The organism is Paenibacillus sp. JNU01, from assembly GCF_059130585.1.
Genome location: NZ_CP169723.1, coordinates 5,021,710 through 5,035,148, shown reverse-complemented (window position 1 = coordinate 5,035,148; position 13,439 = coordinate 5,021,710). Strand labels below are relative to the sequence as shown.

At 46.4% G+C, this 13,439-nt stretch carries 11 protein-coding genes; 1 reads left to right on the top strand and 10 read right to left on the bottom strand.

The window, feature by feature from the left end:
- Window positions 1-149 precede the first annotated feature (149 nt).
- From NLBNIHML_RS21945 to NLBNIHML_RS21905, 9 genes are all read right to left on the bottom strand, one after another.
- The gene (locus NLBNIHML_RS21945) at window positions 150-455 is read right to left on the bottom strand and encodes a PAS domain-containing protein (RefSeq protein WP_339239734.1); all 306 of its coding nucleotides are present in this window, start codon (window positions 453-455) and stop codon (window positions 150-152) included.
- A 71-nt stretch (window positions 456-526) separates the two neighbouring features.
- Complete coding sequence (locus NLBNIHML_RS21940; RefSeq protein ID WP_494352750.1) at window positions 527-2,524, bottom strand: methyl-accepting chemotaxis protein; 1,998 nt, start codon at window positions 2,522-2,524, stop codon at window positions 527-529.
- 496 nt (window positions 2,525-3,020) lie between these two features.
- A complete protein-coding gene (locus tag NLBNIHML_RS21935) occupies window positions 3,021-3,860 on the bottom strand; it encodes a MetQ/NlpA family ABC transporter substrate-binding protein (protein WP_339258959.1) in 840 nt (279 codons plus the stop codon).
- 83 nt (window positions 3,861-3,943) lie between these two features.
- Window positions 3,944-4,615: a methionine ABC transporter permease gene (locus tag NLBNIHML_RS21930; RefSeq protein WP_339239730.1), complete on the bottom strand. Its 672-nt coding sequence runs from the start codon at window positions 4,613-4,615 to the stop codon at window positions 3,944-3,946.
- Window positions 4,612-5,421, bottom strand: coding sequence for a methionine ABC transporter ATP-binding protein (locus NLBNIHML_RS21925; RefSeq protein ID WP_339258957.1), 810 nt, complete (start codon window positions 5,419-5,421; stop codon window positions 4,612-4,614). The genes NLBNIHML_RS21930 and NLBNIHML_RS21925 overlap by 4 nt, the downstream gene beginning before the upstream one ends.
- A 131-nt stretch (window positions 5,422-5,552) precedes the next feature.
- Window positions 5,553-7,856, bottom strand: a complete 2,304-nt coding sequence (locus NLBNIHML_RS21920) for an outer membrane protein assembly factor BamB family protein (RefSeq protein ID WP_494352749.1) — start codon at window positions 7,854-7,856, stop codon at window positions 5,553-5,555.
- 100 nt (window positions 7,857-7,956) lie between these two features.
- Complete coding sequence (locus NLBNIHML_RS21915; RefSeq protein WP_339258954.1) at window positions 7,957-8,751, bottom strand: energy-coupling factor transporter transmembrane component T family protein; 795 nt, start codon at window positions 8,749-8,751, stop codon at window positions 7,957-7,959.
- Window positions 8,726-10,300, bottom strand: a complete 1,575-nt coding sequence (locus tag NLBNIHML_RS21910) for an ABC transporter ATP-binding protein (RefSeq protein WP_339258953.1) — start codon at window positions 10,298-10,300, stop codon at window positions 8,726-8,728. The genes NLBNIHML_RS21915 and NLBNIHML_RS21910 overlap by 26 nt, the downstream gene beginning before the upstream one ends.
- The gene (locus tag NLBNIHML_RS21905; RefSeq protein ID WP_472474462.1) at window positions 10,301-10,891 is read right to left on the bottom strand and encodes an ECF transporter S component; all 591 of its coding nucleotides are present in this window, start codon (window positions 10,889-10,891) and stop codon (window positions 10,301-10,303) included.
- Between the two features lie 543 nt (window positions 10,892-11,434).
- On the opposite strand from NLBNIHML_RS21905, the gene NLBNIHML_RS21900 reads away from it, so the two are divergent.
- Window positions 11,435-12,388, top strand: a complete 954-nt coding sequence (locus NLBNIHML_RS21900; RefSeq protein WP_494352748.1) for a copper amine oxidase N-terminal domain-containing protein — start codon at window positions 11,435-11,437, stop codon at window positions 12,386-12,388.
- Window positions 12,389-12,585: 197 nt separating this feature from the next.
- On the opposite strand, the gene NLBNIHML_RS21895 is transcribed toward NLBNIHML_RS21900, so the two are convergent.
- The gene (locus NLBNIHML_RS21895) at window positions 12,586-13,254 is read right to left on the bottom strand and encodes a pectate lyase (RefSeq protein WP_339239716.1); all 669 of its coding nucleotides are present in this window, start codon (window positions 13,252-13,254) and stop codon (window positions 12,586-12,588) included.
- Window positions 13,255-13,439 lie beyond the last annotated feature (185 nt).

Here is a 13,439-nt window from a genome sequence, read left to right as displayed (position 1 = left end):
GAATGTTGCCAGATTCACGTTCGCAGTCCCCCGGTACACAAATCATAGTATGCCAGGCTCCCTTATTCAATTGACGATATTGACCTTTTTTTTGAAAATAATTCCCACTTTCAGCTAACATACCCTTATCACAAAACAACGATTTTTTTTCATGAAAATTCATCATTAAAAATACTGATATAAAAGAGAGAATCGTTCAAATAAACCGATGTAATCGTAACTTGAGCTTCCCAAAATTCCTGATCTACCTTCATCAGTTTGGCTACGCCGGACCAGGTCTGATTTCCTCTCCAGTGCGTATCCATTAGCAATCGGGCAGGCTGACCTATGGTGCTTTCCCGTGAGAATCCTGTTTTGGTTACATAAACGGAATTCACATCTAGAATCACACCCTCCTCATCTGTAATCATGACCGCATCCGTTAGCAGCAAGAAGGCTTTGAGTTCTGGTTGCATGGCTGTCCACTCCCTCTGATGAAACATCATGTGATGCTGTCCCTGTGTGATATTCGTATCTACGATCCCGATTAATACTTAAACTGTCTAATCAGGTGCTGCAGCTCTTCCGCCATGGTAGACAAGCCACGAGCCGAGGCAGAAATCTGCTCCATCGCTGCCAGCTGCTCCTCTGAGGAAGCGGCCACTTCTTCGGAAGTTGCAGCGTTGCCTGACGCAATGCCAGCCAACTCATTGGATACAGCAGATACTTCCTGTACACCTGCTGTAATCTCTTGTGACGTAGCTGCAATCTCTTCAATCTGAGGTGTCGTTTCACGCATGCTATCCAGAATGCGTTCAAACTTTCGAATCGCTTCTGTAGAGATCTCCATGCCCTCTCCCACCTCTGAAGTTACCTTCTCCATCATGCGAACGGAAGCAGCCATATCTTCCTGTACCGCCGTAGTCAGCACGGTAATTTCATTGACAGACTGCCCGGATTGCTCTGCCAACTTGCGAACCTCTGTTGCTACAACGGCGAATCCATTGCCATGTGTACCTGCACGAGCAGCTTCGATGGATGCGTTCAGTGCGAGCAGGTTTGTCTGTTTGGCGATGTTTCCGATTAACTCCGTGATCGCTGAAATTTGGTGTGATCGTTCATATAACGCCTGAATCATCAGGTTTGTCTGTTCTACCGTCTCTTGAATCGATTGCATCTGACTCACCGTCTGTTTGACGGTGTTGCCGCCTTCTTCCGCTTGTATGGTTGTATGTTTAGCCAAATCAGCAACATGTATGGAACGTTCGGCGATCCTTGTAATGCCAATCGTGATTTCATTCATGGCCTGATGGTTATGTTCAATTCCCTGGGTCTGTTTCTCTGCGCCACTCGCAATTTCCTGAATAGCTCGTGCTACTTGCTCACTGGCTGCACTGGTTGATTCCGCACTCTGAGTCATTTCATCCGATGAGATAACGACCTGATTGGCGCTGTTCTCCACATTTTGGATTAATACACGCAGGTTGCTCTGCATTTTGCCAAATGCTTCACTCAGTTCACCAATCTCATCATTACTTGTACTTGTAATCGTCTGGGTTAGATCTCCTTCACTCACCTGAATCGCCTGAACCTTCAACTGACGAATCGGTTTAACAATCGATCGCATCACCAGCCAGATGATCATAATTCCGATGACGAGAAAAGAAACAATTATCATAATCGTTCGATTCAAAATGGGCGCAGCAGCATCCTCTACTTCAGAGGAAAACATGGTGCCAGCGACCTTCCATCCCGTGGATGCATTCGTAGCGTAATACATAACCTTATCCATCTGATCAAAGGTATATCTAAAGTTACCGGATTCGTTCGTATACACTTGTGTCCAAAAATCTTCTGTTGCATCTGTTCCAGGTTGCATTGTCGGATGATAGATATACTTTTCACTGGCATCCAGCAGAATCAGATGCCCTTGCTCTCCAACTTTAATTCCGCTAACCAATTGGCTAATGTCCGACAGATCGAGATCCAGCTGGACCACACCGGATTGGTCTTCCAATGCCTTTGCAATCGTAATGGTGATCTCTTTTGTCTCAGCAGATATATAGGGATCTGTAACAATCACCTGCTGTGGAGTTCCCATGGCTTCCGTGTACCAAGGTCTGGTTCGCGGATCATAATCTTCAGGCATCTCCGCATCAGAGGACATGAGATACACACCTGCCTCTGTGCCCACACCTATGGTGATGATATCTGTGTTCTGCGCAGCATACCCCTTCAATTCGTTCACAACCCGAACCTCGGCATCTTCCTGTCTTAATTGCTCTGCAAGTGTTTTCGCATAGTATTCAATATGATTCCGTTTGGCATTGATTGAGAGATCAATCGTCGCACTGGCAAGGTTCACGTTTTCCATCGCACTATGTAAAATTTGCTTCTCTACTTCACCTTTGGCACTGTTATACGATAAGATTCCAATACTTAACGAAGGAATGGCCAGGAAAGCAATAAAGGACACCACCAGCTTTGTCTTAAAGCTCTTATGTATCTTGTTGAACCAGGTCGGCTTGCTATTGTTTTGGGACAAATTTCTCTACCTCTTCCAGATTAATTTTACAACCTTCCAATTGCTGTTATCCCCCAGATTTTTTTAATTCCCCTTTTTCAGGAACATCCGGTGATAGCTTATGCTTCCGATGCAGCTTTCTTTCAGAAAGCTTTTAGGCGACCGCTTCGCTTTTTCAGTTTTTTCTGTCCTCTCCGTTTTCGTGTAAATGATTAATACATCTTATATAGCTTTTATATAGCTCTCATAGAGTGTAAACCATCTTTCTAAAAACTAGGTCTCCATTTTTGTAAAAGACATTTTTCACGCTCAAAAAGACAATAAAATCTCTTAATTTATAATCCTAAAGAACTATTTTCAAACAAATTATACAAAAAAACTATTAAATAAAATGTTCCGGGGATATGACCTAATTGTTAACTTTCTAAATACTTGTTAATAAGCACGTGAGGACAAAAAAAGATCCAAGCGTTATCGCTTAGATCTTAAGACTATTCACGTTGTTCTCACGTATTCTCTATTTAAATGCCGGGATAGCGATATCTGCATATTTCTCTTCGAAGAAGGCTTTGACCTCCGGGCCCGCCATACGTTTAGCCAGCTTCTGGATCGCTTCGGAGTCCTTATTATCTTCACGGGCAACCAGAGTGATGGCAAAATGGGAATCATCCTTCTCGGTTAACAGTGCATCCTTTTTCGGTGTAAGACCGAGCGGACTGGCATAAGCAGGTGTCATGGCTACCAGATCAGCGTCATCCATCATGCGTGCAAGCATCAGCAAGTCCACTTCCTCAAACTTGAAGTTCTTCGTATTCTCGGTGATATCTGCCTGTGTAGCGTTAAAACCTACGCCTTCTTTCAGCTTAATCAATCCGTTCTGCTCCAGCATCACAAGAGAGCGACCAATGTTGGAAGGATCGTTCGCAATGGCGATCGTTGCACCTTCTGGCAATTCCTCAATCGTTTTGTACTTTTTGGAGTAGCCGCCGTAGATGGCATTATAGATGGGCTGCACGGGCACCAGGTTCGCATTGTTTGCTTCATTATATTGATTCATGTAAGGCACGTGTTGGAAGAAGTTTGCATCTACTTCCTTGTTCGCGAGTGCTGTATTCGGTTGAACGTTATCCGACAATACAACAACTTCCAGATTGACGCCATCTTCCTTCAAGAGTGGTTTAACAATATCCAGTACGTCTGTCATTGGCGGAATCAATGTGGCCACTTTCAGCGTAACTTCTTGTGCAGCTTGTGTATCTTCTTTCGTTCCTTCAGCCGCAGGTGTTTCTTCTTTTTTGCCACAAGCAGCTACGACAAGCATGACTGCAAGCAACATAAGCATCATTTTTGCTTTCATTGTATGTCTACCCCTCATCATATAATCTGTATTGGTCTTCCTTGTTACTGCACTTTCTTCAATCATGTACCGTGTCACTACGCTCAGGATCTGCGATCCAGCCAGCGGGACAATCTGCTGCCTGTGAATTGGATCATCTGTACCAGGATAATCATAATGATGATCGTAAATACCATGATCTCCGTTTCGAAGCGCTGATAACCGTAGCGAATGGCAAAATCTCCAACCCCGCCGCCACCTACAATGCCCATCACCGTCGAGTAGGAGATAAAGCTAATCGTAGCTGTGGTGAGTCCCAGTACAAGGCCAGATCTTGCCTCCACATACAGGAATTTCACCACGAGCTGCATCGTCGATGCCCCCATGGATGATGCAGCTTCAACCACGCCCTTCGGTACATCCAGCAACGCTTGTTCCACGAGTCTGGCATAGTAGGCAATCGCAATGACCGAGAGTGGAACGGTTGCCGCCAGTGTACCGATCGACGTTCCAACGACGATTCGTGTGAATGGAATCATGAAGACAACCAGCAGTAAGAATGGAAACGAACGAATGATGTTGACGATACTGCCGAGTACAAAAGACAACGTTTGATTCTGATACCGTTGTCCTCTCCGGAATAAGTACAGAAGTGTACCCAGAGGTAACCCGATCAGAACAGCCGCTGCAATGGAAATGCCTACCATGACAAAAGTCTCTCCGATCGCTTGCCATATCTCATGCTGATACTTCAGTACAGATTCAGGTAACCTCATGACTTGTCCCCCTGTTCTGTCTGACGGAACAAAGACGAACCTGCCATCCCATATTCATCACCCGCAAGCAAGGAGGTCAGCAGATCCGGCTGCGGAGCGGGAATACTGCTCACTTCCGCTTCAGTCAATGTTCGTACGAGTCGCCCATCCTTCATGACGGATACCCTGTGACATAGTCTACGAGCCACTTCCATCTCATGCGTCACGACGACAATGGTCACGCCCAGCGTTTCATTGATATGACGTAGCACATCCAGTATGCCATTCGTAGTCTGTGGATCAAGCGAAGAAGTCGGTTCATCACAGAGAAGCACATCCGGACGACTGGCGAGTGCGCGTGCAATCGCCACACGTTGCTTCTGTCCTCCGCTAAGCTGAGCAGGATATTGACCCGCTTTGTCTTCCAGTCCAACAAACCTAAGCACCTCAAGTCCACGCTCGACTCGCTGTGTACGGGACATCCCGGCCAGTTCCAGCGGCATACAGACATTGCCACTCACCGTCCGATTACTGACCAGATTGAAGTGCTGAAAGATCATGCCAATGGACCTTCGTGCCAGACGCAAAGTGCGCTCATTCATCTGGGTCAGGTGCTGCCCATTCACAACAACCTCACCCTCATCCGGCTTTTCCAGACCATTGAGCATCCGCAGAAGCGTGGATTTGCCTGCGCCACTCGAACCGATGATGCCGTGAATTTCGCCTTGTCCCACTTCGAGCGACACCGAGCTTAACGCTTCGAATCCCTGATCTGCACGGGAACCGCGCTCGTTATAACGTTTGCTTACACCATATAATGAGATCATGGAGAGTCCTCCCGTGAATGATCATGCATGGTTCTTCAAGAACACATGAAGAAAGCCCGCACAGCCGATAACCGGAGCGCGAGCAATCCTGTTCATTTATAATAAATCAACATCCCTGATGAGACAAGCTTTTAAGGTGAGATTGCCTCCTGAAGGCGGCTGGCTTCATACACGCGAAAACGTCCGTTGGACGAACCCACATACACTTCATTGCCGATCCGGTTGATCGTTCCGTTCTTCGCATCCCGGTCGCGATGCTCCGGGTTTCCCATCGCCACGTCATGTACACGACCTAACAAGGCTCCATTGTTTTTATTCAATACCAACCAATTCTCATCCATGGGCAGCAGCAACTGATCATCAATGACCAGATAGCTCCCCTGATTCGTGGGATACCTGAGAGTGGCAATCGTATCTTTGGCATTCCAACGCGTCTCCCCCGTATCATAATTCAAAGCCGCGGGGTAACCATTTTTAATTACATATAACTGATCATCTTCCACCAGTCCTCGTTCAATTTTGCCATTGAGCGTCCACCGTGTTTGGCCTGTCTTGGCATCGTACAGGGTGGTTGTAAAATCTTCATACTCTCCGTAATGATCGCCGTTTTGATTCTCACGGATCAACAGCATGCCATCATTCAGCTCCTCCAATCTCTGTCCTACCCGAGCAGGAAATTGGGCAAGCTTTTTCCCCGTGTTCAGATCAAGCAGCAGCCACTGATTATCTAACGATAGCCATCTTCCAGCATTCCTGGTTACAAAGGGATCCAGACGTTCAATTCCATCAAAATATGGATCATTCCCAAGTTGTTCTATGGTAGATCGCTTGGCCTTCAAGCTCCATACGGTTCGCCCTGATTGCGGATCGGCTGCAGTCAGCTTATTCTTTTCCCAATACAACACATAAGGGTCATCTGCACTCTTGTTCAATAATTCATAACCTTTCACGAGTTTTCGCGTCCACAATGTTTTTCCGTTTGCACTATCCAGTACCGTCAACCAACTGTTGCTTGAGCTCTCAACAACCGGGCTATCCACGACCACAACGTTTTTCGCAGCGGTGATGCCATTTAGTCTAAAATTTTGCTTAGGGGTGTACGTCCATGCGACCTTCCCGCTCTTCAAGTTCAGATGACGAATACGATCCACGTATTTTTTCTTGTCAGGGTCATAATCATTGTAGATTGTAACGTATTGGCGTGCTGTATCCACCTCAGCCTGCTGTCTTCCAAAACCCCCATTGATCCTCCATAATTTCTGGCCCGTATGACGGTCAAGGGCATATATGGAACCTTCGTAGTAGCCCCCGCTAAATCCACCGTCATCCCCCTTCATCAGGAGTACATCATCCGTCGCTGCTTGTAAAAAAGTGTAGTTAATATCCCCCTGGTTAGTCCAGACCGGTTTCCAAGGGATTGTCTTCGGCAGCGTTGTGCCGTACATTTTTGTCGTAAACCCATATTCATCCGCCCGACTGATATTCCAATCAGAAAAGACAGTATTTCGATCATGCTGTGGTAGATTCCAGCGAGTTCTGACCAGCTTGCCATTCTTGTTGAATGTGACCAAAAATTGTCCATCTTGCCGCTCATATCTCCAGGTCTGTCCAATACTCATTGCATACCCCGTATCATTTAGATTGCTTGAACCCTCTCTCCAATCGGGCTCGCCTAACCACTCGGCCACTTGTTTGGAGGTGGTTGCCATGTTCAGCTTAATATCCGTCAAATGACGAATAACCGAAGTCGGTAGCGATATATTCTGTTGGAACCAACCATCAGCCACATTATTCCTCTGCTCTAGAGCCTCTGCCTTGATCCAGAAGAGTCCTGGCCGATACGTGGAGGATTCTTTACTCCAGGTTCGTGGAGCAATGGAGACGCCATACCATCCTTTCCACTTTGCAACAATAACAGCTTTACTTGTTAGCGCTTTCTCAAAAGTCCAGGTTGTAGCACTGTCTGGAGCCAGATACAGCTTGCTGCCCGATTGGATCTTGAGACTTTGCGGAGCTGTTTCCGTCATGCTTCTGCTCTCCTTCAATGCATACCAACTTGGCAACCAGAAGTCTCCATGATCGGATGACTTAAGCTGCAACCACTCGCCTCGAACCGATGCCAACCTATACTTCTCGTTTTTTGTAGTATAGTATTCAATCTTCATTTGGTCAGGAGCCACACTGCTGTCCCTCCTGTTTTGAAACAGGGGAATATCATTCATGAGCGTAACGGAGTCTCCTTGTTTGTAGGCCAACTTTGTTGATAAGGCTTGGGGACTTGCTCCCAAAGCTTGGGGCGTTGTAACCGAAGCTTGTCCTCCAAGCACTACCTTTTGTGAATCAAGCATCATCCATCCCGTCAACAGTACAGCTGATAATCCAGTCATGGTAATCCACTTGTACCCCATTCCCTGCCAGTCAGGACCCGTCTTCACTCTCGTTCATCCCCATCCATTAGAAGTTATTTCCATATAGACGTTGTGCGCAGGAAAAAGTTACCGTTTACCTCAATATATTTCTCTCTATCTCCCAGTATTACCTTACATCTACCATCGTAGCATGATAAGGAAAGGTAATCCCGATGTAATAAGCAGCTGTTAAGGTGAGGATATAATAAAATACAAACCACAGATCAGCTCGGGAATAGCCCATCTGAATGTAATACGTTCGGCTCGCCCCATCCGTGAATCCCTTCGCTTCCATCGCTACCGCCATTCGCTGTGCACGACGAATGCTCTGTGCCAGCAGAGGAATAGCATAACGCTTGAGTGTACCATACACGTTCCAGTGCGAACCGCGCTGCCTTGTTCCACGAATACGAATAGCGTAACGGAGCGTCTGGAATTCATCCAGCAAAATGGGGATCATGCGCATCGCGGCCAGAAAGCTATAGGCATATTTTGCAGGAAGCTTCCACTGCTGCATCAGGGAATAAAATAGCCGTACTGGCTTGGTCGTAAGACCAAAGAGTAACCCAGCCGCGGCCATAGTCAGCGAGCGAAAACCCAAGTGTAGACCGCGATAGAAGCTCTCTTCGGTGATGTGAATCAGCCCCCACTTATACCAAGTGGTCTCTCCCTTGCCAAACATCATCATGCCCGCAGACGTAGAGATAAACACCAGAATGAATGGTGATGCGTACAGAATCAATCTGTACCACGGATGGCCTGTCCAGCACAGTAATAACATCATTACCACCGCAACATTGGCCATTACATTCAGATTGTGAATAAGGATAACGATGACAAACATCAGTGTCAGAATAATCATCTTCAACCCCGGATTAACGGAATGAAGCCAGGTTTCACGATGAGGAAACGACAGTTGCATCACTTAACCTCCCCTCATCCACCGACCAGATTCGGGTGCAATATCTTTTTACAATTTCACGATCATGGGTAACCATAACGATAGCTGTTCCTTCACGCCGCAATTGCTCCAGTTGTGCCAACATGGCGAAGGTATTACGGGCATCCTGTCCAAAAGTAGGTTCATCCAGCAACAGAATTCGCTGCTCTCTGACCAATGCGGACGCCACACTCAAACGTCGTTTCTGCCCCATCGATAATTGATAGGGGTGGCGCTCGGACAAGTCGATTAGTCCAAATTGATTCAGCATATGATGAGTCCTGGCATGTCTTTCTTCCGTTGTAAGCCTGCCCCCCAGCAATGAGAATTCCACTTCTTCCGCGACGGTGTTGGTTACAAATTGAAACTCCGGGTTCTGAAAGACAAACGCAATCTGATCTGCAAGCTGTTCCGTTTTGCCAGAAGGCTGACCGTGCACCTCATAATGACCTGTTGTTTTCAGAATATTCATCAGAGATAACAACAATGAACTCTTGCCAGCTCCATTGGCCCCGACAATACCAATCCAATCTCCGTGCCATACCTTGGCCTGTTCCACCTGAATGAAAGGTGTTTTTCCACGCCATCCAGTGAACTGCTGCAAGTCCAGTGCAGGTTGATCGGCTAACGATACAGGCGATAAGGATGATACATGAGATACGGGGAAAATCTCCGTTGCATCAGATAAGCCAGACGACTGCTGTGCTTCCAAGGTTGAGATCCCCTGATTCTCACACGCTTGAAGCTCTCCATAAGTTCCCTCTTCTTCTTTTGTTACCCTCTCCTGCTCATGCTCTTCCCACACGCCTGGATACCAGATTCCATAATCCCTCAACTTGCTCCGTTCATCCGTGAATACCTGCTGTGCTGGCCCATCCGCCACAATCTTTCCTTCAGGTGATAAGACAATGATGCGGTCGACCATATCTACAATCTCGTTTATTTTGTGTTCAACGATGATGATCGTTTTATCACTGGCGATCCGTTTGACGGTATCCCACACCTGGGAAGTCCCCTCATCATCTAACAGTGCCGTGGGTTCATCCAAAAACAATACCTCCGGGTCCATGGCAAGCATCGAGGCAATCGCAAGACGTTGCTTCATCCCCTGAGACATGGACTGGATCAATACACGGTTCTGTTCCAAGGATAACCCCACTTGTTTCAGATAATATTTAATCAGAGCAGGCATCTCTTCACGTGGAATACTTCGGTTTTCCAGAACAAATGCGATCTCTTCATCCGTAAAGGACATGCAGAACTGGGTATCCGGATCTTGAAAGACCACTCCTGCTTTGACGGGAACCTGAATATCATCACATTTCATCGGAATTTCAACCGAACGAGGTATCAGACCGCTCAAGATTTGTAATAACGTCGATTTACCGGAGCCACTTGGTCCAAGCAGCAGCACTTTCTCCCCTTGACGCACAGAAAGAGACAAGCCTTGAAATACCAAGGCTTTCTCTCCCGGGAACTTGCATCTTAGATTCGTCACACTTACCGCCTGCGAATTCCCCTCTCCGCTCATCTAATCCAACGCCTCATAATCCTGTTTGGATACCGGTCTGAGTGAACGTGTTACACCAGTCAGTTCCAAAGCTTTGGCGAGATAATAAGCGAACACTCCTGCAATCAGGATGCTTCCGATGAAGCGGAAACCGATGAATAACGTATAATTCCAGGCCGAGAGTGAATCGATATAGCCATACTGATAATCCAGCAAAAGCGAGGCCGCTGCGGCTCCAATGGCTGCAAGACAAGTGACAAACAGATTGGTTTTACGATACAGGAATGCTGCGAAGAAGATCTCGGCTCCCAATCCTTGCAACAGACCATACACCAGTGTGGACATGCCCCATTCACTGCCCAGAAAAGCACTTACCGTTGAAGCCGCAACCTCGGCCAAGATAGCCACGCCTGGTTTACGAATGATGACAAATGCAAACGTGCCCGCCATAAACCACATGCCGTAGATCATCTGCTCCGCATGAACGCCGAATGGTTTCATCAAGTCATACGTAGGTCCCCATATCTTGTAAATCACCCCAAACACCACTGCGATTACGATGGTTACCAGAATATCCGTTAATTTCAATCGTTTGTTGCCTGTTGTTGCCATGTTCTCTACGTCCTTCCTCTGTCCCCTGTGGGGTTGTAAAAGTGTGTGTTCAAAAAGACTGGTGGAACAACCTCTAAAAATAAACAAAAAAAGCCTCCCCGGTTCCGGGCAGGCCTAACACGCAGTATACAATCCTCACAATGATGTATTGGGTGGATGTCGAAAATACGGAATATCAACCATCCCTCTCCGCCATGGCAGATACACCACCACAGTTCAAAAAGGTCTGTTGTTCATCCACGTTCATTCCTACACTTCACCCTTACATATTGCAAATCCATGTTCTCTACGCTGGCATTACCCAGATCAGATGTACGGTCAGCGGCACAAGGCCACTCTCTCAGCCCAACTTCATTGAGCTCCCGGTTCACTTATTTCATTGCTTCTAATGTACATCAGATGGGTATTTGTGGCAATCCCCAGAAGTATCACCATGCTTCATTTGGGGTATATGAACAGGGGATATCTATTGTACACTTTCCATAATATGAAACATTTAGGTTATGTAGTCCGTCTGAAATACTAGAAGGGAGATTGATAGTAATGAAAATGTATAACTCTGCTTGGCAGCTCAAAACATGGAAAATGATCCTTGCCGCTTCGATACTTACCGCAGGTACGGCACCTGCCTTACTCTCATCCACTGTGGCGGAAGCCGCGGCAACTGAAACTAAACCGACAGCTTATATTAACAATGTTCAAGCTCAATATGAAGTTGTCATCCGGCAGGGGACCATGTACGTGGCATTGACTGAGCTTCAATTCCTCGGCAACTATACGTTTGGCTACAATAACAAAACAAAAGAGATCAGCATTAGCACAGGCAGCGATAATTATGTCCTTAAACCTAATAGCAAGACAATGAAGAAAAATGACCAAAATGCAACATTGTCTTCCGCCCCGATTCTGGTGAATGGTAAAGCGATGCTTCCGCTCCGTGCCATTGGTGAGGCTTTTGGTACGAAGGTGCAGTGGAATCAGAAGGCCAAGGAAGCCTACATTTACACTACCGATGCTACGATTGTAAAAGAATATAACAGTTCTGATCTGACTGTGGCGCGCGAAGCCGCACTTCATCTGCCACGCTTCTCTGAACTCGGACAAACACGTCTGGATATTCGCAACCCTCTGGGTCCGGTGGATTCCTCTATTAAATACATTTTTGAACAAGGCAAAAAAGATCGTTTCTTCGTTGTGGAGGATAACGATCTGGTCAGTTATTATGTTCTTAAAAATGGAAGTGCACTGCTGCAATGGCAGGCCAACATCAGCAATAATGCAGGAACTATCGGTGACCTGTTCTTTATTAAAACCAAAGCCGTTGCTGAAGCAGGAACTCGTCCTTCCGTAGCAGGTCAAACACTCGTATCATTCAAGTACTCTCGCATGCTTGAAGAAACCTCATATGAGGTCATAAACAAATTGGGCTCCACGGATACCGGTTCCGTTGCCCCCGAGCATGGCAAAGTCATCGTTGAGGTTCCAGGAGAGAAATAATATGTGCCTCCACAATGAAACATTACTCAGCAGAACTATACTATGGTGACATCTGCATTACAAAGAGCGTTCCTCAAAGTCAGTGTGACAGTGTGACAATGACCTTGGGACGCTCTTTTTTTGGCGTTATATTCCGGCTTACTTCCAAATTAAGTGGAGCTTATATTTTTAACAACTCCAGTGATTGAGTCTCTCGTTTAATATTGGACATTGCCGGATTGACTGGTTTTACCTGAAGCAAATCCCTTGAACAGGGTTGGCACTTTGGAATAGCGGGTATTCGTAATTTTCCCTTGAGATACACTGCTATCTGTACGCATAATAGCATCTTTCACATTGGAAATATTGGAGTTATCCAGCGTCATGTTAACTGCGAAGGTCGTTCCACCATTTTGACGTACCAGCTTCCCGATATCATCTGCACGGAAATTTTTGATGTTAATCGTTCCGGCTGCATTGATCTGGAATACTTTATCATAGGCCTTATACGCCGCACCGCCGGTAATATTGACCGTTCCGGCCGACTTCAATGTGAGTGCATCCTCACCCACATCCTCCCAGACTACATTTGATATATTACAGTTGCCATAACAGTGAACACCATCGGCAGCAGGGTATCCGATATTTACATTTTTGAGCGTAGCCCCTGCCTCCAGACGAAATACCGGTTTCTGATTCTCTGCTTGAGACCCGTCACCCAATGTGGAAGGATTGGCTACAAATGTTTTGCCTTGACCGTCATAAGTCGTGCCCGCTGGAACAATAATCGTTGAATTAACAACTGTAGGCGCAGCAGCAGCGGGAACCGCACCAAATATGGAAGCAACCAAACCAGCAGACAACAACAACGTCAACATTTTTTTCATTACTTTATTCCTCCCTTATTCTCTCGTTATGGATCGTGTACAAGCCTGTGCTTGTACTGAAAGTTCGCCAGAGGTGCACCTCTGCCCAACTCACAACCTAATCCTACCAAATAAGGAAGGTAACTAGAATAATCATTAGATCAGATATATCCTGACATCGCATAATGACTGTCATATCGGCATTT